We start from the raw sequence: 23,650 nt of genomic DNA, 5'->3' as shown, positions 1-23,650 counted from the left end.
ATTATTATGTTTATTGCATTCTGTAACCTAGTTAGAATTTACTGGCGTTATAATTTTCCTGAAAAAAATGACTGGGTATGGCTTAGAAATATCCATGAAGTTTTGAAAGGTAATGAACATGCAGTATCAGATAATGGCAAATATAATTTAGGACAAAAATTATTGTTCTGGACACTTTGTTTTGCTATGGTGCTTTTGTTAGTTACAGGAATTATTATGTGGCGTCAGTATTTTGCTGCTAATTTTCCAATTCCTGTTATTCGTATCGCAATTTTGCTTCATTCTTTTTGTGCGTTTATGCTCTTTACTGGCATTATGGTACATATCTATATGGCATTTTGGGTTAGAGGTTCAATCCGTGGTATGATTGAAGGATGGGTTACGGTTCGTTGGGCCAAAAAACATCACCCACGCTGGTTCCGTGAAGAAATCTTACCTGAACTTGAAAAAGAGTTAGTAGAAAAGCAAAAATCTAACTAATTACTAAGTAATCGAATACAAAGTGCGATAGAAATATCGCATTTTGTTTATTAAAAGTAGCCTAAGGTTACTTTTGTCATTAATCTAATAAGAAGATATTTTATGAGCATTAGAATTTTACCAGATACAGAAATTAAGCAAGCAGCAAGTTCTTTTTATAGCCCACCATTATTATTTGCGAATCCAAAGAATTTATATCAGCGAAGAGCAAAACGTTTACGTGAATTAGCAGAAAGTAGCCCATTAGGGGATTATTTAAATTTTGTCGCACATATTGTCGATGCACAATTAAAAATTTTGGATGAAAAACCAATTGCAAATATTTCAGATGAACTTACCGCTTATATAGCTAAGAATGAAGGTGTTAAGCCGTTAAGTGTTAAGGAATTTAAACGTTCTGAAGAATGGAGAACATTACTCTTAGCTCTTATTAATGAATGTAAACCTATTGCAGAAGGTCTGATACAAGGTACGCTAGACTGGCTAGAAAAAGCTTCAGTATCTGAACTAGAAGCATTAGCAGATGATTTACTTAATGAGCGTTATGCAGATGTTGGTGCTGATAAAGCGGTGTTCTTATGGGCAGCTCTTTCCCTTTATTGGGTTCAATTGGCACAACAATTACCTCGCCAATCTAAAACAGAATATGGAGAAGCTCGCCATGTTTGCCCTGTATGTGGTTCTGCTCCAGTAGCGAGCGTGATTCATTTTGGTGATACGCAAGGACTACGTTATTTGCATTGTTCATTGTGCGAAAGTGAATGGAATGTGGTAAGAGCAAAATGTACTAACTGTGAACAAACTGGAAAACTAAATTATTGGAGTATAGATAGTTTGGATGCTCCAGTTAAGGCTGAAAGTTGTGGTGACTGTAATACTTACCTAAAAGCAATGTATCAAGAGAAAGATCCCTATGTGGAACCTATAGCTGATGATCTTAATTCTTTGTTCTTAGATGCTGAAATGGAAGATAAAGGATTTTATCGTAGCGCACTTAATCCATTTCTATTTAAGGTGGATGAATAAATTACGTTTATTCTTATTTAACTAGCTAGTAGTAACTTCTTCTTAAGAGCATATTTAATATGCTCTTAAGAAGTCTGCATTACACATGATTATTGCAATCAGGTAATGTACCTTCTATTTCGTAAAGAAGATCACCATCTTTAAAAAAAGCATAACCACCATTCTTCATTTTAATCCAGTTCTCATTTTTTGTAAGGGGTTTAGTAGTAATGATTGTTACTTTGTCTGATTCAAGTGTATATTTTCTAAAATCAATCATTACGTCATCATCCCTAAGTGCAGTTCCAAATGGCGCTTTACGGCAAACATAATGTAAATTTGTTGAGCAACGAGCAATCATCCAATGCCCATTAGAGAGAATAAAATTGAATACTCCATGTTGAGCAATTTCATTTGTTAGTTCTACAATAGCATCAAAAAGTTCTTTTTCCTCAGGTTTCTTTATAAATTTACTTTTTAATTTTGTGGCAATATAACAAAATGCTAATTCAGAATCTGTTGTACCTATAGGTTGATAGTAATTGTTTGGGAAAGTTTCAAAATCATCTACAGTACCATTATGAGCAAATACCCAATTCTCACCCCATATTTCTCTAATAAAAGGATGTGTATTTTCTAAGTTAATTTCACCTTTTGTTGCTTTTCTAATATGAGCAATTACATTATAAGATTTGATTCTGTACTGACTGACTAAATCAGCGATCGGTGATGAAGCACCTGGTTGATTATCTCGAAAAATACGAACGCCTTTGCCTTCAAAAAAAGCAATACCAAAGCCATCTTTATGGCAATCAACTAATCCTCCTCTTTTACGAAAACCTTCAAAGGAGAAAGTAATGTCAGTTGGTGTGTTGCAATTCATCCCTAATAGTTGGCACATATTAATCCTAGTAATGTTTTCCTTTTTTAAAACGTCTATACTATCCTTATAACACAATTTGTTGAAAATTCAACTGAATAATTGTTATATCTTATTCAATTTCGTTGCTTCTTCAATAGTGATAACATGAATAAAAATCCAGCACAAATCACAACAGATGGTCCAGCTGGGGTATCTTTCATGCTAGATAGAAATAATCCACTACTCACCGATAGAATGCTGAATAAGATTGAATATAAAACCATCATTTCTGGTGTCTTTGCAAAGCGCCTTGCTGTAGCTGATGGAATAATAAGTAAAGAAGTTATAATAAGAGCGCCAACAAATTTCATACTCAGAGCAATAGTTATCGCTGTAAGAACCATAAGTAATAAACGTAATTTTGCTATATTAATACCTTCAACCTGAGCTAATTCAGGACTAATTGTCATTGATAGTAATTTTTTCCAAGAAAAAGCTAAAATAAATGAGATAACAATAACACCTGTTCCAATAAATAGAATATCATTCATATCAATAGCCAATAGATCACCGAACAGGTATGACATAAGATCAACTCTGACATTATTTAATAAACTAATTGTTATAACGCCGAGAGATAAGCTTGTATGAGCAATAATACCGAGTATGGTATCAACAGAATGATTAGAGTAATGTTCTAACCAAACTAATCCAATAGCTAATATTATTGTCATTATGATAACAGAAAGATAGGGATCAACATTTAAAAAGATACCTAGAGCAACACCAAGTAATGCCGAATGTGATAATGTATCACCAAAGTAGGCCATTTTTCTCCATACAACAAAAGCACCTAATGGCGCGGTTACAAAAGACAACAAAACACCTGCAATCCATGCTGGTAAAATAATTTCAAACATATTATTCCTTAGTCTAAAGTCTTTTTATTACAAATGTTACCATGTAAATCATGATAATGATTGTGGTTATGTGAGTAAAAAGCAACGTTATTGGCAAATTGATTGCCAAAAAAATGAATAAAACTTGGATCTGTCGAAATAGTTTCTGGAGTACCAGCACAACAAATATGCTGATTTATGCATAAAACTTCATCAGTATTTGCCATAACAATATTCAGATCATGAGAAACCATGAGTATAGCACAATTTAAAAATTCCCTAGCTCTATTTAATAGTTGATAGAGTTCTGTTTGCCCTGTAATATCAACACCCTGCATCGGCTCATCTAATACTAATAAATGAGGACGATCGAGTGTTGCTCTAGCCAATAGAACTCGCTGCATTTCGCCTCCAGATAACCTTTGCATGCTATTATTTTGTAAGTGAGTTATTGAAAATAGGCCAAGAGATTCTTCAATATTGTTAATGGTTGTGTTAGGTTTTAGTGATAAGAATTTTTTAACAGTAATTGGCATTGAATTATCTAAATGTAATTTTTGCGGTACGTAACCAATTTTTAGACCTTTTTTATGAAATATTGTACCAGTTGTTGGTGTAATAAGTTTAAGTAATACTTTGAGTAAGGTTGATTTACCACCACCATTGGGGCCAACAATAGTGGTGATAGAGTTAGGATAAATATCGAAGGTAATATTTTCCAAGATAGTTTGAGTGTTAAAAGTTACACTAATATTGTTTAATTTGACTAGTGGACTAGTAGACTTATCATATACTGATTTTATTTGCATCGTTATAATAGTAGTTTATTGTAGATATGCTAGTAAAGTTAGCGGATTTATATTCGTTTGACAAGAATGTCATAGGGAATTTTTTTTATTTAGTATAGTCATAGAGAAACAGAAATAAAGTGAATGATTATATAAATTTTGAGATTAGGATAGTATTTTGCAACACGTTATATTTGCTAGAGATAGGCGACGTAAAAAAAATCGCATTACAATGATTCTTTTTTTAGTATCTATCATTTTTATCTTTATTGCAGTAATGCTTTCTTTAAAGAACAATTCAAATAGTACAATAGATCAGGTTAATCTTGACTTATCTGTAGATCAAACCAATGAAAATCCAACATCTTATGAAGAAGAATTTTCACTTGATAATGATTTAGATGATGAAGCAATTAAGCGTATTCAAGATAAAGCTGTAATGGATGGAGCTATTGACTCATTTATTGATGTGGCAGAAGAAGCTATTAGAATTCAACAACAATTTAGCTATACCGTGACTGAGGGAGATACTTTATCTAATGTGCTTGAACAATCTGGATTAGGAGAAGATACAGTACTCGCTTTAGAAAAACAATTTCCTGAACTTACTCACTTATCACCAGGACAGCAATTTTATTGGGTGTTGGGGAAGAATAATGAATTAGATTATATGAATTGGTTAGTTTCTGAAAAAGAAGAAAAAATTTTTGAGAGAGTAGCTGATAATCAATTTAGCATTAAAACGGTTGAAAAAGTAAGTGTTTGGAAAACTGAGGTTATAAAAGGAAAGATAACTGGAAGTTTATCTGATAGCTTGAGTCAAGAAGGATTATCTAGTCGCCAAATAAGCCAGTTAGCAACAGCATTACAATGGCAAATTTCGATGAATAAGCTTCAAAAGGGAGATCAATTTGCTATTTTAGTTAGACGTGAGTATGTCAATGATAAAGCTACTGAATTAGGGAATGTTGAAGGTATTCATCTTATTAGTGGCGATAAGAGTTATTATGCTATTCAAGCTGAAAATGGTAGATATTATAATCTTCATGGTGAAACTCTAGGTCAAGTTTTCTCTCGTTATCCATTGCAATCACGAGCAAGAGTTTCATCACCTTTTAATTTAAGACGATTTCATCCTATTACTCATAGAATTTCACCTCACAAAGGTGTTGATTTTGGCGTACCAATTGGTACACCAGTTATAGCACCTGCTGATGGGATAGTTGAAAAAGTTGCATATCAAGCAAATGGAGCTGGGCGTTATATGACGTTAAAGCATAGTAGCCAGTATACAACGGTTTATATGCATTTAAGTAAAGTTTTAGTTAAAGTTGGGCAAAATATTAAAAAGGGCGATAGAATTGCTTTATCTGGGAATACTGGTCGTTCTACTGGGCCTCATTTACATTATGAATTCCATATCAATGGGCAGCCTGTTAATCCAATGACAGTTAAATTACCAGGAACTGGATCTGGATTACCTGAAAAAGAAAGAAAAGCCTTTTTAACTAAAGCGAAAAAAATTCAAACACAACTTAAATTTTAAGGATTTTATTTCATGAAAAAAAACGCAATAATATTTGCTCTTACTTCTATATGTATTGGATCAAGTTGGGCTAGTGATGCGTCACTGAAACAACAATTGGAAAAAATTGGTGCAAGAAATATACAAATATCGGATTCAGTATTACCAGGATTTAGAACTGCAGTATCAGAACAAGGTGTTATACAAATTAGTACTGATGGCCACTATATAATTCAAGGTAAAATATTTGAATTAACAAATGGAAAACTGACTGATGTAAGTAATAGTGTGCTTATGCCAGAATTGAACGCATTAAGCGATGAGATGATTATTTATCCTGCAAAGAAGCAGAAGCATGTGGTGACCATATTTATGGATATTACTTGTCCATATTGTCAAATGTTACATAAAAGAATTAAAGAATATAATGATTTAGGTATTACTGTTCGGTATTTGGCATTTCCTCGAGGAGGGTTAGAATCTCAAACTGCAAGACAAATGGAGTCTATTTGGACGGATAAAGATAAAGTATTTGCACTTAACGAAGCAGAAAATGGGCATTTACCAAAACAATTATCTACACCTAATATTGTAAAAAAACACTATGATTTAGGACTTAAGTTTGGCATAACAGGTACACCGAATATTGTGACCGAAAATGGTGAATTAATAGCAGGTTATATTGAACCGAAAGATTTATTAACCATGCTAGATGAATGATTGGATGAGGTGTAAGCAGGTAGATAATTTGTGCATTTTTCAATATTTATATGTTAATAAAACTGGAATTTTATGAATAAGCTGATTAAGCGTCGTACTTTACAGACTACAGAACAATTATCAGATAGCCCTTTACTTAATCGAATTTATCAGGCAAGAGGTGTATCTTCACCAGATGAACTTATTTTATCGTTAAAAGGAATGTTAAATCCGCAAGGGCTAGCTAATATTACGCATGCCGTGGACTTGTTGTACCAAAGTTATTTAAATAATAAGCGTATTACTATTGTTGGTGATTTTGATACAGATGGTGCAACAAGTACAGCATTAGCTTTACTTGCTTTGCGTCAATTTGGTTTCAAACATGTAAATTATGTCATTCCTGATCGAATTTCACATGGTTACGGATTAAGTATTAATATAGCGGAGTTGATCATTCAAAAAGGTACAGATATTGTATTAACAGTAGATAATGGCGTATCTTCATTTGACGGTATTGATTTACTTAAATCTCATAATATTTGTGTAATTGTCACTGATCATCATTTACCCGCAGATTCTCTCCCTAATGCTGATGTGATCATAAATCCAAACCTTAATTATTGTACTTTTCAATCTAAAGCATTAGCTGGGGTAGGTGTTATTTTTTATGTGATGGCAGCTTTACGGACAAAATTAAGGGAAGAGGAAATATTTAAAACAGGTTCAGAACCTAATATTACTGAATTACTTGATTTAGTGGCATTAGGTACAGTTGCCGATGTGGTATCTCTTGATCATAATAATCGAATTCTAGTTTATCAAGGATTAAATAGAATTCGATCTGGTGCATGTCGACCTGGAATTAAAGCTTTAGCTGAGATAGCTAAACGTAATTTAGCTAAATTACAAACAAGTGATTTAGGTTTTGCTATAGCACCTAGACTTAATGCAGCTGGTCGACTAGAAAATATGGCTTTAGGTGTGGAATTATTGATTTGTGATGATATTTATATTGCTCGTAAATTAGCTTTAGAACTTGATAGTTTAAATCAAGCTAGAAAAGAGTTTGAACAAGATATGAAGACTGAAGCATTGGCTATTTGTGCTGAATTACCTTATCTACAAGACTCCTCACAAGCTAAGGGTATTATTGTATATCAAAAGGATTGGCATCAAGGTGTTATTGGTATATTAGCCTCTCGACTAAAAGATCAATTTCATCGTCCAGTAATTATTTTTGCAAAAGATGGAGAGGAATTTTTAAGAGGATCTGCTCGTTCTATTCCGGGTGTACATATACGAGATGTGCTGGAAAGAATTAATTCGGCATATCCAAATTTAATTGTAAAATTTGGTGGACACGCAATGGCTGCTGGTTTGACTATTAAAGAGAAATATTTATCTCAGTTTCAACATTATTTTAATCTAATCGTTCAAGAATTTATTGAACCTGAGCAATTGCAAGGAATAATTTACACTGATGGTGAGTTAAGTGCAACAGAATTAAATTTAGCTACAGCTGAATTATTACAAAAGTCAGGTCCGTGGGGACAACATTTTCCAGAGCCAGTTTTTGAAGGAGAATTTAATATTCTTCAACAGCAAATTGTAGGGAAAAAACATTTAAAATTATTACTAGAAACAAAAGATGGAAAGTTAGTTGATGGAATTTGGTTTAATATTGATACTTTACTACATCCACCAGACATCTCATTAAGGCAAGTAAATATAATTTATAAACTTAATATTAATGAGTTTAGGGGAGAAAAGAATATACAATTATTTATTGAAGAGTTATATTAAAAAAACAAGAACTGAAGTAGATTAGTTCTAAGAATCTATACTAGAATTTGTGAGTTTATATCAAAATTTATATAAATACCTGTTTGTGAGATAATCATTTTCAACTAACAGGTATTTCGTTATGAAAAAATAACTCAAAAACATTCCCCCCTCAAGTTGACTAAAAACCTTAAAACTCCAAAAAATAGTAATCAATTCTTGAATACTAAAAAATCATGGTAGAGAATATATTAACTGCAAAACTTACCAATCATATTTTGCATTTCATTTGTAAAAAGTTAATTTAGTAATATTATATTTATAACATGATTCTTTAGTTGGTTCGCTTGATTCAATTTCTTTTAGCATCGAGATTATTTGAATTTTAGTTATTTATTCGTTTATTCATATCAAACCTCTACAATAATGGAAATAAATAATTTTCTGATTCTAAAATAGAATAGTAGAATATGAATGGTGATAACTAATTATCGTCCTTTTTTATTTATACTAATTAGATGAGGAACATTATGACTTACGAAGCAATTGCATTTGATCTTGATGGCACGCTACTTTCTAGTCAATCGGCTATCTTAGAATCAAGTAAGGTAGCTATTAAAAAAGTGAGAGAAAAAGGAATTAAGGTTTTTATTGTGACTGGACGACATCATACAGCAGTTCGCCCTTACTATAAGGAGTTAGAGCTTGATACACCAGTTGTTTGTTGTAATGGTACTTATCTCTATGATTTTCATCATGATGAGGTACTATCTTCAAATCCTCTTACTACAGAACAGGCAATCTCATTGGTTAAGTCATCAAGAGAGCAAGGCTTTCATATTGCAATGTATACTCGAGATGCAATGACATTTGAGGTCTTGAACCCACATTTTGAAAAATTATTAGCTTGGGTAGATACTTGTCCTATCGATGCCAAACCAGATATCCATCAAGTAAACCATTTTGATACTTATTTAGATGGAAAGACGATTATTTGGAAAGTCTTAATCAGTGATTCGAATTCATTAAAAATGCAAAAATATGTGGATAACCTACCGCTTGATCAGTTTAGCCCTGAATGGTCATGGAGTGATCGTGTGGATATTACTGCAAGTGGTAATAGCAAAGGGAAATGCTTGGCAGAACTTCTAAAATTAGAAAACATTAATCCTGAAAATGTGGTTGCATTTGGAGATAATTTTAATGATGTTAGTATGTTAGAGTCTGTCGGAATGGGAATAGCTATGGGCAATTCTGAATTAGAAATTCAGCATAAAGCTAAAAAAGTTATAGGATCTAATAACGAAGATAGTATTTCATTAGCTTTATCAGAGCTATTTGATCTATAGAGTGCATCGGAAGTTGTATGAATATTCGCTTAGCACAACAACAAGATTTTGAAAGCATTTTAGCTATTTATAATAAAGCCATCTTAACATATCAAATTACTGGGGATTTGGTGCTGGTTACGACAGAAAATCGAAAATCATGGTTTGAATTTCATTTAACTAGTGACAAATATCCTATCTGGGTTGTTGAAGAAAAAAATGAAGTGGTTGGATGGTTTAGCTTTTCGCCTTTTTATGAAAGACCTGCATTTGCTCACGCATCGGAAATTAGTATATATCTAGATCCTTCGGTTCATGGGAGAGGGTATGGATCCAATATAATCGAATATATGAAGACTCAAATGCTAGATAAGAAAATCAAAATCTTAATTGCATACATTTTCGAGTTAAATACTAAAAGTATGAAAATGATGGATAAACATGGATTTAAGCATTGGGGACGACTTCCTAATATTGCAAATATGGGAAAAGATGAACAAGGTAATGAGCGTTGGAGAACACTGGTAATGATGGCATATGCTGAAGATATGATAACGTAGGTATTATGTGAGTTTTAGAGATGAATAATGAAAAATAGCTTGCATATTTCAAATTAATTTTGCAATCTATGATCATTCTTAGTATACAGGAGCAGACAATGACAAGACCTTTATTTTCAGGGAGTATTGTAGCGCTTATCACTCCCATGACAGATGGTGAAATAAATTTTAATGAATTAAAAAATTTAGTAGAGTTTCATATTAAGTCGGGTACTCATGCTATCGTCGCAGTTGGAACAACAGGAGAATCGACTACGCTCAGTACTGATGAGCATATTAAAGTAATTAAGAAGACTGTGGAGTATGCCGCAGGTAGAATTCCAGTTATTGCAGGGACAGGATCTAACTCAACGAGCGAGGCTATTGTTATTACTAAATTAGTTGCAGATAGTGGAGTTGTTGGGTGCTTAAGTGTTGTGCCTTATTATAATAAACCACCTCAAGAAGGACTGTACCAACATTTTAAGGCAATTGCAGAAAGTACAGCTTTACCGATTATTCTATATAACGTACCTAGTCGTACAGGGTGTGATCTAAAACCTGAAACTGTTGGTCGCTTGTCTAAAATACCTAATATTGTTGGAATAAAAGAGGCTACAGGTGATTTAAGTCGAATTCCTGAAATTAAAAGATTGGCTGGTGATGATTTTATTATTTTAAGTGGCGATGATGCTACAGGCTTAGAATCTATGAAATTAGGTGGTCAAGGAGTGATCTCTGTGACAAATAATTTAGCTGCAGAAGATATGGCTAAAATGTGTGAATTTGCATTGGATGGTAAGTTTATCGAAGCAGAAGAAATTAACCAGCGACTCATTGCGTTACACAAAGACTTGTTTGTTGAAGCTAATCCAATTCCGGTTAAATGGGCAGCGTATAAGTTGGGATTGATTGCTCAACCAAATTTACGTTTACCTCTAACAACTTTATCGGAAGCTTACCATTCAAGAATAATAGATGCATTAAAACAAGCAAAATTAGTTTAAATGTGATTTGAACTCAAAATATATTAGTATAGAGGTTGGGCTGTATCTTATCTAAAATTAACTTACAGCCTTCGGATGTTGTACAAATTGAATTTGTGGCAATTTCTGAAATGATTGTCTTTAGATGAAATGGATATTTACACAAGGTGTGGGATAGATTCATATCGTTAGTAAGTTTGGGGTTATAGTAGCAATAAACGGTTCGACTTAAATAAACAATCTCATTATATTACTGTAATACTAATAGGTATTAAGACTACTATACATATTTCGCTTTTCATTTTTTAGAGCTGTAGGCTTTACTAAAAGATACATTCCCTATCCATCAGAAAGAGAGTAATCTTTAGGTTTAGATCTTTCTACTTCTGTATTAGTTAAAGGTTTTACTGTTTTAACCATTTTTGCATCATTATAGATATACACTTTTTATTATGGATATACAAAAGCATTTTTGTGAATAACGTATATCCAAACGTATATCTAAAATTCAAGATTGGAATGATAGAATATGATACTAATTGTTACAAGTTCAAATGATTAAAATCTTATAACAGCTTGTAAAATAAGGAAATTTGATAGTGTATAATATTGTTTGAACAGGATAGATGGTGCGACTAGCTGGACTCGAACCAGTGACCCCCACCATGTCAAGGTGATGCTCTAACCAACTGAGCTATAGTCGCATATTTGAAAACGGAGCGAATTCTAAATTAAAAAGCGGAGTTATGCAATACTCCGCTTTTTAGTTGATGGTTTTTAATTCAGTTTTATACTGATGTAGTGGTAACGAAGAGGGTTATACCTTCAACTTTGGTGACTTCTACTATATCCCCCACTTGCAGATCTTTACCTATCACTTTCCAAGTAGTGTCACCAAATCTCCCACGAATTACTCCATTTTCTAGGATTTCTGAGACAACTCCTTGTTGTCCAACCATAGCATGATCCCTTGCATTGAGATTTGTAGATCTATCTTCTTTACTATCTTTGCTATGTTGGTATCTCCACCAAAAAAAGCTAAATAGAATGGATAATACGGCAAAGATAGTGAGTTGCCAAGCGAGCGGTAATGAAGGGGAGAGGTTAGCAATTCCAGCCACAATAATACCAGCAAATCCCCACCACATAATAAATACACCTGGTATGGCAATTTCTAAAATGAGCAAGACAAATCCAGCAATTAACCAAATTGTCCAGTTATTTAACCAGTCCATTATCTTCTCCTTTGTTATTGAGAGGAAAGTGTGCGATTATTTTTTATCACCTTTAAGTAACTCAGCAATACCTGCAACAGAGCCAATTAAATTTCCAGCTTCAAGAGGCATTAAGACTACTTTACTATTCTCTGCTGAACCAATTTGTTGAATAGCTTCTGTGTATTTTTGAGCAATAAAGTAATTAATCGCCTTAGTATCTCCAGAGGCAATCGCATCAGAAACTAATTGTGTTGCTTTTGCTTCAGCTTCAGCTGCACGCTCACGAGCTTCTGCTTGTAAAAAAGCTTCTTGTCTTTCTCCTTCTGCTTTTAAGATGCGGGCTTGTTTATCGCCTTCTGCACGAAGAATTTCTGCTTGACGAACCCCCTCTGCTTCTAAAATATCTGCACGTTTATTACGTTCTGCTTTCATTTGAGCATTCATTGCTTCGACTAATTCTTTCGGCGGACGAACGTCACGAATTTCAATACGGGTAACTTTTACACCCCATAAATTAGTTGCTTCATCTACTATTGATAATAGACGACCATTGATAAGATCACGTTGGGAAAGCATATCATCTAAATCCATTGAACCTAGAACGGTACGCATATTCGTCATAGTTAGGTTGATAATGGCTTGCTCTAAATGGTTCACTTCATAAGCTGCACTGCGAGCATTTACCACTTGAACAAAGCAGACTGCATCAATTGCTACGCTTGCATTATCTTTAGAAATTACTTCTTGTGATGGAATATCAAGCACTTGTTCCATCATATTAATTTTACGCCCAACTCTATCAATAAACGGCACAACTAAGTTTAAACCCGGTGTAAGAGTTTTGGTGTAACGACCAAAGCGTTCAATTGTCCAATGATAACCTTGAGGAACAGTTTTGATAGTAGAGATTAAAACTGCAATAACTAAAACAACGAATACGATAGGAACAATAGGAAAGTCAAACATTTTAAACCCCTTTTAGATTAATAAATGCGATCTTAATAATATCTTTTTTTTTATGAAATTCTAGTAGTTTCAGTGCTTTTGATCGTATAATTTCGATATTTAATTAATGAATAAAAATGAATTATGAAACCTGCTACAGCAATTATTGATGGAAAAGCATTACGCCATAATATTGATATTATTAAATCCCTTGCACCTAATAGTCAAATTTGTGCGGTGGTAAAAGCTAATGCTTATGGATTAGGTATTAGTCGGGTAGTGAAGAATCTTGAAGATCATGTTGATGGCTTTGGTGTCGCTCGAATTAAAGAGGCATTAATTATTCAAGAGAGCGGATATGAGGGTAAAATAGTCCTATTAGAAGGCTTTTTTAATAAAGAAGAATTACTCAAAACCTTATCTCGCCGATTTGACACCGTTATTCATAATATTGAGCAATTAACCTTACTTGAATCTGTGGCGAAGAAGTGGCAAGCGGAGCAAGAAAAGGGTTTCTGGCAACGTAAAACTAAGATCTATTTCCCAATCAATGTTTGGTTGAAAATTGATACGGGAATGCACCGATTAGGCATTCACCCTAACCAAGTGGAAGAATTTTATCAACGCTTGAAAAATTGCCCTCTTGTAGAAAACATTACTTTTATTAGTCATTTTAGTCGAGCAGATGAGCCTGATTGTGGCTATACAGAAAAACAAATTCAAGTATTTGAAACAGCAAGTCGTGATTATCCCGTCCAACGCAGTATTTCCGCTTCCAATGGGATTTTATATTGGAAACAAGCACATTATGATTGGGTTAGACCGGGCATCATTATGTATGGTATTTCTCCCCATGACACACCGATTGTTGATCTAGGTTTTCAACATGTAATGACATTGTCCTCATCTCTTATTGCGGTTCGAGATCATAAAGCAGGAGAACCCGTTGGCTATGGTGGAGCTTGGATAAGTAAACAAGATACCAAAATTGGTGTCGTTGCAATTGGTTATGGTGACGGTTATCCACGTAATGCTCCAGAAGGTACACCCGTATTTATCAATGGTCGGAAAGTGCCAATTGTTGGACGTGTTTCAATGGATATGATGACCGTTGATCTTGGTATAGATAGCCAAGATAAAGTAGGCGATGAAGTGATTTTATGGGGTAAAGATTTATTGATCGAAGAAGTCGCCTCATCTATTGGTGTAATTAATTATGAACTTATTACACAACTTACGCCAAGGGTGCTAATTGAATATATAGATTAAGTCATTATAGCGGTCAGATTAACTAAAAATTTTGTAAAAAAATCAATATAAATGACCGCTTGATTCATCTCTTTTATGATCTTGCTCATATACTCTTTAAACACTTTTAGATATAATTTTAAACAGTATTGTTTGGATAATAAAGGAAAGAATATGAGTGAACAATTTGTAATAAATGACCATCCTCATCGTCGATTTAATCCTCTTAAAAATCAATGGGTTTTAGTTTCACCTCATCGTGCAAAACGTCCTTGGCAAGGGCAACAAGAAAAATTAGTTCAGGATGAAAGACCCACTTACGATCCAACCTGTTATCTCTGCCCGGGAAATAAACGTATAACAGGAGAGGTTAATCCAAAATATACTGAACCTTATGTGTTCAAGAATGATTTTTCCGCATTACTTTCTGATACTCCGGCTCCTCCTGAAAATAACGACCCTCTTTTCAAAATTTCTCATACTCAAGGCGAAAGCCGAGTCATTTGTTTTTCTCCTGATCATAGCAAAACTTTACCGCTTTTAACTCAACCAGAAATTGCGAAAGTCGTGAAAACTTGGCAAGACCAAGCAAATGAGTTAAGCCAACGTTACCAATGGATACAAATTTTTGAAAATAAAGGGGAGATGATGGGCTGTTCAAACCCACATCCTCACGGACAAATTTGGGCAAGTAATTTCTTACCCAATGAAATTGCCATAGAAGATCAATGTCAAGCAGATTATTTAAAAGAATACGGCTCTGTACTTTTAGTTGATTATGCAAGACGTGAATTAGAATTAAAAGAACGTATTGTTATTGAAACAAAAGACTGGCTTGCTGTTGTGCCTTATTGGGCGAGTTGGCCATTTGAAACATTGCTTTTACCAAAAGCAAAACAATTTAAACGTATTACGGATCTTAATGCGGAAGAAAGAGAAGATTTAGCTCTTGCATTAAAGAAACTCACAACCCGTTACGATAATTTATTCAATATTAGTTTCCCTTATTCAATGGGCTTCCACTTCGCACCATTTAAAGAAGGAAACGACGACCATTGGCAATTACACGCTCATTTCTATCCACCGCTTTTACGTTCTGCAACAGTGCGTAAATTTATGGTTGGTTACGAAATGATGGCAGAAACTCAACGTGATTTAACCCCAGAACAAGCGACTGAAAGATTGCTCGCTGTGAGTGACGAAATTCATTACAAATTTGCTAAATAAGGAATTCCTATGAACCCAATCGAACTTTCCCAAACTGAATTTGAGAAACACTTTGGTTATAGAGCAGAACAAACTGTATTTGCACCAGGTCGAGTCAATATTATTGGTGAACATACCGATTATAATGATGGATTTGTTATGCCGTGTGCAATCAATTACGGAATGGCAGTAAGCTTTACTAAACGTGATGATTCAATTTTTAGAATTTATGCGATTGATATTAATGAAACCGATGCGTTTGATGTTAAAAAAGAATTATTAAAAAGCGAAGATAAATGGAAAAATTATGTGCGTGGTGTTGTCAAGTTCATCAAAGCACGTTGCCCAGAGTTTATTCAAGGGGCAGATATTGCAATGACAAGTGATGTGCCAATGTCTTCAGGTTTAAGTTCTTCTGCTGCATTAGAAATTTCAATCGGTAAAACTTGCCAAGTATTAGGCGATTTACCACTTAGCTTGGCGGATATCGCTCTTATCGGACAAGAGGCTGAGAACAAATTTGTTGGGGCGAATGTAGGCAATATGGATCAACTCACTTCAGCATTAGGGCAAAAAGATCACCTTGTAATGATTGATTGCCGTAGCCTTGAAATTACTCCAACGCCAGTGCCACAAGGCTATTCAATCGCTATCATCAATTCAAATGTTAAGCACGATTTAGTGACAGGCGAATATAACAGTCGTCGTCAAGAGTGTGAAACTGCAGCCGAATTTTTTGGTGTGAAAGCATTGCGTGATGTGAGTATTGAACAATTTGAACAACGTGCAGAAGAGTTAAAACAGCAAAGTGAATTAGCTTATAAACGAGCGAAACATGTTGTCACTGAAAATGCACATGTGCTTGAAGCAGTCAAAGCGTTAAAAGCAAACGATATGGAAAAATTAGGCGTGTTAATGGCGCAATCTCACGATTCTATGCGTGATGATTTTGAAATCACTATTCCTGAAATCGACTACCTTGTTGAATTAGCTCAAGTTGCTATCGGTAAAAAGGGCGGAGCAAGAATGACGGGTGGTGGTTTCGGTGGTTGTATTGTAAGCCTTGTGCCAAATGATAAAGTGGAAGCATTACGTCAATTAGTTGCTGATAATTATGAAAAACAAACTGGCATTAAAGAAACTTTCTACGTTTGCACGGCAAGTGATGGCGTTCATCTCATTTAATCATTAAATAAAAAGGTGGGGAAAACCCACCTTTATTTTTTGGAGATTATTATGAATTTATATGTACTTGAAAATGATTTCTTAAAAATTACCTTATCAGATTTTGGGGCGAATTGGCTTTCCTGTATTGTGAAGTTACCGAATGAACAACGAGAAGTATTAGTCACTACAACACCAGAAAATTGGCAGCAACAAACCGCCTATTTTGGTGCAACTGTTGGGCGTTATGCAAATCGTATCGCCAATGGTCGCTACACATTAAATGGCAAAACCTATCAGCTTGCACAAAATAATGGCGAGAATAATTTGCACGGTGGGAATATTGGAGCAGATAAACAATTATGGCAGGTTGAATCTTATTCATCTCAAGCGGTAAGATTCAGTAAAACTTTTGCAAATGGCGAAGAAGGTTTTGGTGGCGAAGTTAAAGTAACAGTCGATTATCGCTTGGCAGGCAATCAGCTTGAAATTGAATTTAACGCACTCAGTAATGAAGATACCCCTCTTGCTTTGACCAATCACGCTTACTTTAATTTATCAGGCGAACCAACAATCAAAAATCATCTACTAAAACTCAATGCCACTCACTATTTACCCGTGGCAGAAAATGGGATTCCTAATGCACCACTAAAAGCAGTACAAGGCACAAGCTTTGACTTTACTCAAGCAAAACTTATCGGGCGAGATTTATTAAGCGATGCCGATCAGCAAGCAGTAAGAGGTTACGATCATGCCTTTAAACTTGCAAAAGGTTCAAATGATCTGACCGCTTGCGAAGCAGCTGCTACACTCACAGCTAATCATCTAACTCTTGAATTACGCACAACCTATCCAGTTTTACAAGTTTACACAGGGAATTGGTTAGCAGGACAACCAAATTTAACAGGTGGAGTTTATGAAGATCATGCAGGGGTGGCATTAGAAGCGGGTTTCTACCCTGATACACCAAATCATCCAGAATGGTGGAGTGTTGGTGGAATCACAAAAGCAAATGAGCCTTACCATCACAAAATTCAATATCGTTTTATTCAGTCTTAATAAGGAGACTGTTAGAAATTTACTAGGAACTTAATAGGGACGATAGCTTATCTATCGCCCTTAGTTTATAAGGTTGAGATCATTTTTTACTAAAGGAATGCTTTTTTATCTTTTATAATTAAAAAGATAGCTATTCCTAAGAAAATTAAACTAAATAAAATGGCATGTTCGCCAAAATAAGTAATAAAAAATCCATTGACTAAAGCACCAAAGGCAAAGCTACTCAAAATGAATAAGGTATCTTTAAAGGCGGTTTTTTTAGCAGGATCTTTATCAATATAACCATCAAAAAAATGAGTTGAGAGGTTGCGTAAATTTCCTGTCATCATCAAAGAAGTAAATGGTTTACCTTTTAATTTTGTAAATGCCTGTAGCTGCATAGCTGCCGTAATTGAAAGTAAAGCATTAACTAAGAGATCAGGAAAAAATGGGGAAAGTAATCCTACAAAGAGTAGTAATATAGTTTCAAAGAATAAAAACCAAAGAGGTTGATTTTTGACAATTTTATTTTGCAAATGTCGAGCAATTAAAGCACCTAAGAAGAAGGCAATAATTGGGATAATGTAGTTAATTAACACATCCCAATTGCCTTGTCCTAAATGAATGCCAAGCAAAATAAAGTTACCCGTTTGAAGCCCTGCAAAGACTTCTCCATGTGTCAAATAAGTGTAGGCATCTAAACCGCCTGCCATTGCTGCTAAAGCAAGTCCGAACTCTAAACGTTCGTGAACTTCGTGTTGTTTTGTGTCCATATTATTACCTTTGTTTTTTATGAAATTATACTTACACTCCCTCAACAATTTGCAAAACACTTAACCCTTGTCCATTTTGTAATAATTTAATTTGGGTCGAAATTCTTTCTTTTAGTGTTTCTACGTGAGAGATTATACCTATTGTTTTTTGATTTTCTTGTTGTAATCTTTCCAATGTATCTAATGTCTTATCCAATGTTTCAGGATCCAAAGTGCCAAATCCTTCATCTATAAATAGAGTATTAATTTTCACATTTTTAGATGCTAAATCACTCAATGCTAATGCCAGTGCCAAGCTCAAAATAAAACTCTCTCCTCCCGAAAGTGTACGCACTGATCTACGCTGAGCACTCATATCTTTATCTATCGCCATCAGCCCATCATCCTCATTTTCTGTCGGTTGAGATAATAAATATCGGGATTTCAATTGCTCCAATCGTTTGTTTGCTAAATGTAAAAGGTGGCTCAATGTTAAATCTTGTGCAAAATCATTAAATTTTTTTCCTTTAGCATCACCAATTAGGCTGTCTAACATTCGCCAAACCCGACTTTCTTTGTTTTCTGTTTCAATTTTTTGTTTTAAATCGGCTATTTCTCTGCTGTAATGATTTTGTTGGGTTTTTATGGCAAAAAGATATTTTAAACGATCTTCTATTTCGGTTAAATCCGTCTTTAATTTCACTTCTTTTGCTTGTAAATCCGTTTGGTTAGAATCTTTTAAATCGGTTTCTAACTTAGTTGAATTTTCTTGATAAGTCTTTAACTCTCCTTTCAATTTATTGACTGAAGTTTCCATTTCAGAGCGTCTATTTCTCAATCTCTGAACCAAAGAAAATGTTAATCTACTCGCCAATGCCTCTTGAATATCTGCAAAACCATTTGCTTGTATTTTAGGAACTAAAACGACATTTAATTCATTTAATTTTCCAGCATTAGTTGTATTTTGCTCTATTAATTCATCAAATAATTTTTGATTTTGAGCCAATTCCATTTCCGACTTATTCCATTGATTTACAAGTCGGTTAGTTTCATCATTAATATCTTTTTCACTAATCGCTTCTTTAATTTTATTTGCGATTTCTTTTCCTTTATTTTTCACCTCTTCTAATTTTTCTATTAAAGGAAAAACTTTTTTAATCTCTTCTCGTTCAGTTATTTCCTTAAAAATTCGCTCTATTTTTTTTGCTTTATTCTTAACCTCTTCTATTTTGTTCGTAAAATTATCCTCTACAGAATAGGTTTTAAAATGCGTTTTAAATTCCGATTGATAAGGCGTTAATTTTTCATTTAGTTTCAAAATTTCAACGTCTGTATTTTTTAATAAATTAGACAAACTTTCTTGATTTATTTTTAACTGAACCACATCATTATTTAACTTAGAAACTAAATCTTCAACACGTTTTTTATCTATTTCTAATTCGTTATCTACCTGTGGAGAGTGCTTTGCATACGGATGATGAGTAGAGCCACACAATGGGCACTCCTCTCCGTTAATCAACTGATTTCTGTAATCGTCCAAGGTTTTTAAAAGGTTTTGATTTTCAATCTTTAAGGTAATATTTTCTAGATTCGTTTTTTCTTTTTTGTGAGCAGATTCTTTCTCTTTTAATTGAATAGGAATAATATCAAATTGCTTTTGATATTTCTTTTTTTGAGCCTTCCTTTCTTCTATTTGCTCATTCAGTTTTAAAATATCATTGGCTAATTTTTCCGCCTTACGAATTTCCGTTTCTTTCTGATCTAATTTTTCTTTTTGTGTTAAATATTCCTCTTTAGAAAGTGATGTAATTTCCTCATTAGCAAGAAACGAATTAATTGCCTCTAATTTTGGAATTAATTTACTTACAATTTGCTCATTATATGTAAGTTCTAAATTATTTAATATAAAGTTAATTTCACTTTTTTTGGATTTATATTCTGAAAGTTTTTCATTTTTTTGTTCAATCAAAAAATTTACATCTTTACGAAAATCCTCTAATTTAGTAAGTATTTCAATCTCATCAAACGCTGATTTTTTCAACCAATTAAAGATAGTCAATTTAATTTTTTCTTTGTTTTTTTGAGCTAATTCTACGGCTTTTTTTTGATTATCTAATTTAGGTTTTAGTTCTTCTTGGGTTTGATTCAGTGTTTTAAATTCGTTTAATTCATCAGCGAAGCTTTCGGTTTTATTGTGCAAAATTAGTTGTTTCCCTTCTTTTTCTTCAAAACTAATAATTGCGTTATTTTGTTGAGTTAAATCTTGATTTACTTGCGTTATTTTATTATTTAAGTCTAAAAATTTACTCCACTGATTGAGTTGTTTTTTTATTTTTTCTAAATCCGTATTCAGTTTTATTTTTTGCTCGGTCTTTTGTTTTTCTTCCTTTAATAATTCCAAATATTCATCTTCTAAAATCAACTTTGATTCCAAATCTTTTATACTTTTTTGCCAATCTTCTACTGATGATTTGAACGACTTGTATTTTTCAAAAGCTGCTATTCCTATTCTGCGATAAATATCGGTGCCTGTAATTTGCTCTAACAATGCACTTCGCTCTTCTTTTTTGACTTTTAGAAATTTATTAAATTCTCCTTGAGCTAACATCACGGACTTTATAAACTGCTCATAATTAAGCCCTATTAAACTCTCATTTTTGGTTGGAACTTCGGATTTTTTTTGCGTAATTGGTGTTCCTTTTTCATCATACAAAAACATTTCATAATCTTGTAGATTTCCATTTTTAGCCTCTCTTACCGACCACTCTGAAGAGAACACACCTTGTTTACAAGCATACTGCACTTTAGCATAAGCTTCTTTTTTCCCTCGTGTTAAAATGGCTCCGTGTTTTAGTATCACCGATTTTGAAATGGCAGTGTCTATTCGTGGAATTTTATTGAATAAAGCCAATGGAATTACGTCTAAAATTGTGCTTTTCCCACTTCCAGTAGGTCCTGTAATCGCAAATAGATTATTTTGAATGAAAGGCTCTTTCGTGAAATCAATCACGTGTTTCCCTTCTAATGAATTGATGTTTTTGAACTCTATTTTTAGGATTTTCATACTTCTTCTGCGTGTTGAACTTGTTCTACTAATTCATTAAATGCTATTTTCAAGGCTTGTTCGTCTTCATCCGGATATGCTTGTGTTTCCAATAATTTTGAAAACATTTCGATTGGTTTTAATTCGGTAATATCTTCAGATACACCATACAATTCATGAGCACCTATTACCCGATCTTTAAAAGTGAGTTTGGTCTTTACTATTTCTGCATTACTGTGAGAAAAATCGTTTAATAATTGCATAAATCTATCTTCTAAATTGGCATTGTAACATTCCTCTATCAATTCAATTTCTAATAAAGTAGTTAGCGAAGTTTCTACCTTTAATCTATTAATTTCAGACTGAATTTTTTCTAAATTACCAGAAATTCTTTGTAATTTTCTAAACAAAGGAATTGTTATGCTTTCAGGCTCAAAACCTTTTTCAGTATCGAGTAATAAAATGCGTTTATTGTCTGTTCGCTCACTAAACGACAAGGAAATGGGCGAGCCTGAATAATAAATCGGAATATCGGCATTTACTTTTTGTGGTTTATGAATATGTCCTAAAGCCACATAATCAAAGCCTTTTCCTAAACGATGGGCATCAAATTTTGCCTCATTCCCAATCTGAATTTCCCGCTCACTATCCGATGTAGAAACCCCTGCTGTAAACAAATGCCCCATTGCAATATGTGGATAATCGGGATATTTTTCTTTACCGAATTTAAGTGACTTTTCAAATACTTTTTGAATTCCTTCTTGTACTATTCTTATTCTATCATTTTGAGTTCCATCATTGGCATTTCGTAAATCGGCATCACGCAAAAAAGGAATCGCATGAATTACCACTGCTTTCCCATTATCATCATATACAGGAATAATATATTCATCAAAATCATTTGGTAAACTACCGACAACCTTAATATCAATAGCATTCAAAATTTCTTTAGGAGCATTCAGAACACTGGCTGAATCATGATTACCTCCCGTTAGGATAACTTTACAGCCTATTTCTTTCAATCGAATTAAAAAAGAATAATATTGTTGTCTTGCTGAAGAAGAAGGATTCGCTAAATCAAAAATATCCCCAGAAACCAATAATAAATTGACGCCTTTTTCTTTGACGACATCCAAAAGCCAAGTACTAAATAAGTTGAAATCTTGACTTAAATCATAGTTATGAAGTCGTTTCCCAATATGCCAATCTGACGTGTGAATAATTTTCATGAAAATAAAATGTTAACCTAATAAAAATATTTGAATAATATGTTCCTAAATGAGCGTTTAGTCTATCCCATCACAAAATAATATGGAATTTTACCTAACCTCCGCAATACTATTTAAAATCCGTTTATCTGAAATCGGATATTTAGTCCCAAGTTGTTGAGCAAACAGGCTGACCCGTAATTCTTCAATCATATAGCGGATTTTTGCGACTTCATCAGAGATCGGTTTTGATTTTGGCAGTTTAGCTAATAATTGTTGATAGGCTTTTTGGACTTGCTCCACCCGTAACATTTTCGCTCTATCAGCATTACTATCGACCACTAATTTATCTAGTCGTTTATCAATAGCGGTTAGATAACGATAAAGATCTGCAAGTTTTTGATAGCCCATTTTTGTGACGAAATTCGGGTAAATTAACCCTTTAAGTTGAGATTGGATATCAGATAAAGCAAATGCCATAGTGAAGTCTAATTTACCTTTTAATCGTTTACTGATTTCATAGGCGAACGTTAAGCTTTTTTCCACTTGTTTGGCAATTTCAACGGTCATATCGTTTAAATTAGCTCGGACATATTCTTGCAATTCATTGTATTTTTCTTCAGACCAAACAAAGCCACCAAAATCTTCAATCAGCTTATCAACGGCACAAGCAATACAATCATCAATTAGCTCCAACACTTTGCCAAATGGGGCAAAATAAAGTCCTAATTTTGCTTTATTCGGTAGTTTTTCGTGTAAGTATTTGATTGGCGAAGGCACATTCAATAGCAATAATCGACGAAGGCCTGCTTGCATTGCAGTGGCTTGTTCAAATTCTGTTTCAAACAGTTTTACGCCTACGGAGGTTTGTTCATCGACAATAGCAGGGTAGGCTTTTACGCTGAAATGCTGTTTTTTCTGTTCGTAGAATTT

At 33.7% G+C, this 23,650-nt stretch carries 21 protein-coding genes and 1 tRNA gene; 12 read left to right on the top strand and 10 right to left on the bottom strand.

Annotation, left to right across the window (positions count from 1 at the left end; translation table 11 throughout):
* Both Q1J40_RS05700 and fdhE read left to right on the top strand, forming a co-directional pair.
* A partial coding sequence (locus Q1J40_RS05700; protein ID WP_301099088.1) for a formate dehydrogenase subunit gamma occupies positions 1-480 on the top strand: 480 nt, incomplete at its 5' end.
* A 102-nt stretch (positions 481-582) separates the two neighbouring features.
* The gene (gene fdhE, locus Q1J40_RS05695) at positions 583-1,506 is read left to right on the top strand and encodes a formate dehydrogenase accessory protein FdhE (RefSeq protein ID WP_301099087.1); all 924 of its coding nucleotides are present in this window, start codon (positions 583-585) and stop codon (positions 1,504-1,506) included.
* Positions 1,507-1,585: 79 nt separating this feature from the next.
* On the opposite strand, the gene Q1J40_RS05690 is transcribed toward fdhE, so the two are convergent.
* From Q1J40_RS05690 to znuC, 3 genes are all read right to left on the bottom strand, one after another.
* Positions 1,586-2,386, bottom strand: a complete 801-nt coding sequence (locus Q1J40_RS05690; protein ID WP_301099086.1) for a class II glutamine amidotransferase — start codon at positions 2,384-2,386, stop codon at positions 1,586-1,588.
* A gap of 95 nt (positions 2,387-2,481) precedes the next feature.
* The gene (gene znuB, locus Q1J40_RS05685; protein WP_301099085.1) at positions 2,482-3,267 is read right to left on the bottom strand and encodes a zinc ABC transporter permease subunit ZnuB; all 786 of its coding nucleotides are present in this window, start codon (positions 3,265-3,267) and stop codon (positions 2,482-2,484) included.
* A gap of 8 nt (positions 3,268-3,275) precedes the next feature.
* The gene (znuC, locus tag Q1J40_RS05680) at positions 3,276-4,055 is read right to left on the bottom strand and encodes a zinc ABC transporter ATP-binding protein ZnuC (protein WP_301099084.1); all 780 of its coding nucleotides are present in this window, start codon (positions 4,053-4,055) and stop codon (positions 3,276-3,278) included.
* A 157-nt stretch (positions 4,056-4,212) separates the two neighbouring features.
* Here znuC and mepM point away from each other — a divergent pair, with 157 nt between their 5' ends.
* From mepM to dapA, 6 genes are all read left to right on the top strand, one after another.
* Entirely contained in the window at positions 4,213-5,580 is a 1,368-nt protein-coding gene (gene mepM, locus Q1J40_RS05675; RefSeq protein WP_301099083.1) for a murein DD-endopeptidase MepM, read from the top strand.
* Positions 5,581-5,592: 12 nt separating this feature from the next.
* A complete protein-coding gene (dsbC, locus tag Q1J40_RS05670; RefSeq protein ID WP_301099082.1) occupies positions 5,593-6,279 on the top strand; it encodes a bifunctional protein-disulfide isomerase/oxidoreductase DsbC in 687 nt (228 codons plus the stop codon).
* Positions 6,280-6,351: 72 nt separating this feature from the next.
* Positions 6,352-8,064 (top strand): single-stranded-DNA-specific exonuclease RecJ, encoded by a 1,713-nt coding sequence (gene recJ / locus Q1J40_RS05665; RefSeq protein WP_301099081.1) that lies wholly within the window; start codon positions 6,352-6,354, stop codon positions 8,062-8,064.
* Between the two features lie 509 nt (positions 8,065-8,573).
* On the top strand, positions 8,574-9,392 hold the full coding sequence (locus Q1J40_RS05660) for a pyridoxal phosphatase (RefSeq protein WP_301099080.1): 819 nt from the start codon (positions 8,574-8,576) through the stop codon (positions 9,390-9,392).
* 17 nt (positions 9,393-9,409) lie between these two features.
* The gene (locus tag Q1J40_RS05655) at positions 9,410-9,931 is read left to right on the top strand and encodes a GNAT family N-acetyltransferase (protein ID WP_301099079.1); all 522 of its coding nucleotides are present in this window, start codon (positions 9,410-9,412) and stop codon (positions 9,929-9,931) included.
* Positions 9,932-10,029: 98 nt separating this feature from the next.
* Positions 10,030-10,917, top strand: coding sequence for a 4-hydroxy-tetrahydrodipicolinate synthase (dapA, locus tag Q1J40_RS05650; RefSeq protein ID WP_301099078.1), 888 nt, complete (start codon positions 10,030-10,032; stop codon positions 10,915-10,917).
* Positions 10,918-11,523: 606 nt separating this feature from the next.
* Here the strand turns inward: dapA and Q1J40_RS05645 are convergent.
* From Q1J40_RS05645 to Q1J40_RS05635, 3 genes are all read right to left on the bottom strand, one after another.
* Positions 11,524-11,600: transfer RNA gene (locus Q1J40_RS05645), tRNA-Val, on the bottom strand.
* A gap of 84 nt (positions 11,601-11,684) precedes the next feature.
* Positions 11,685-12,131: an NfeD family protein gene (locus Q1J40_RS05640; RefSeq protein ID WP_301099077.1), complete on the bottom strand. Its 447-nt coding sequence runs from the start codon at positions 12,129-12,131 to the stop codon at positions 11,685-11,687.
* Between the two features lie 36 nt (positions 12,132-12,167).
* The gene (locus Q1J40_RS05635; RefSeq protein WP_301099076.1) at positions 12,168-13,079 is read right to left on the bottom strand and encodes an SPFH domain-containing protein; all 912 of its coding nucleotides are present in this window, start codon (positions 13,077-13,079) and stop codon (positions 12,168-12,170) included.
* A gap of 123 nt (positions 13,080-13,202) precedes the next feature.
* Here Q1J40_RS05635 and alr point away from each other — a divergent pair, with 123 nt between their 5' ends.
* From alr to Q1J40_RS05615, 4 genes are all read left to right on the top strand, one after another.
* The gene (gene alr, locus Q1J40_RS05630; RefSeq protein WP_301099075.1) at positions 13,203-14,327 is read left to right on the top strand and encodes an alanine racemase; all 1,125 of its coding nucleotides are present in this window, start codon (positions 13,203-13,205) and stop codon (positions 14,325-14,327) included.
* Between the two features lie 153 nt (positions 14,328-14,480).
* Positions 14,481-15,533 (top strand): galactose-1-phosphate uridylyltransferase, encoded by a 1,053-nt coding sequence (gene galT, locus Q1J40_RS05625; protein WP_301099074.1) that lies wholly within the window; start codon positions 14,481-14,483, stop codon positions 15,531-15,533.
* A 9-nt stretch (positions 15,534-15,542) separates the two neighbouring features.
* A complete protein-coding gene (gene galK / locus Q1J40_RS05620; RefSeq protein ID WP_301099073.1) occupies positions 15,543-16,697 on the top strand; it encodes a galactokinase in 1,155 nt (384 codons plus the stop codon).
* Between the two features lie 51 nt (positions 16,698-16,748).
* Positions 16,749-17,735: a galactose-1-epimerase gene (locus Q1J40_RS05615; RefSeq protein ID WP_301099071.1), complete on the top strand. Its 987-nt coding sequence runs from the start codon at positions 16,749-16,751 to the stop codon at positions 17,733-17,735.
* An 89-nt stretch (positions 17,736-17,824) separates the two neighbouring features.
* On the opposite strand, the gene Q1J40_RS05610 is transcribed toward Q1J40_RS05615, so the two are convergent.
* From Q1J40_RS05610 to Q1J40_RS05595, 4 genes are all read right to left on the bottom strand, one after another.
* On the bottom strand, positions 17,825-18,487 hold the full coding sequence (locus Q1J40_RS05610; RefSeq protein WP_301099070.1) for a YoaK family protein: 663 nt from the start codon (positions 18,485-18,487) through the stop codon (positions 17,825-17,827).
* Positions 18,488-18,518: 31 nt separating this feature from the next.
* Entirely contained in the window at positions 18,519-21,530 is a 3,012-nt protein-coding gene (locus tag Q1J40_RS05605) for an AAA family ATPase (RefSeq protein WP_301099069.1), read from the bottom strand.
* Positions 21,527-22,738, bottom strand: coding sequence for an exonuclease SbcCD subunit D C-terminal domain-containing protein (locus tag Q1J40_RS05600; protein ID WP_301099068.1), 1,212 nt, complete (start codon positions 22,736-22,738; stop codon positions 21,527-21,529). The genes Q1J40_RS05605 and Q1J40_RS05600 overlap by 4 nt, the downstream gene beginning before the upstream one ends.
* Before the next feature lie 90 nt (positions 22,739-22,828).
* Positions 22,829-23,650: DUF3418 domain-containing protein (locus tag Q1J40_RS05595; protein ID WP_301099067.1), on the bottom strand; the 822-nt coding region annotated here is incomplete at its 5' end.

It is taken from the genome of Otariodibacter sp. (genome assembly GCF_029256985.1).
Lineage (GTDB): Bacteria > Pseudomonadota > Gammaproteobacteria > Enterobacterales > Pasteurellaceae > Otariodibacter.
This window is presented reverse-complemented; position numbering and strand designations above follow the sequence as displayed.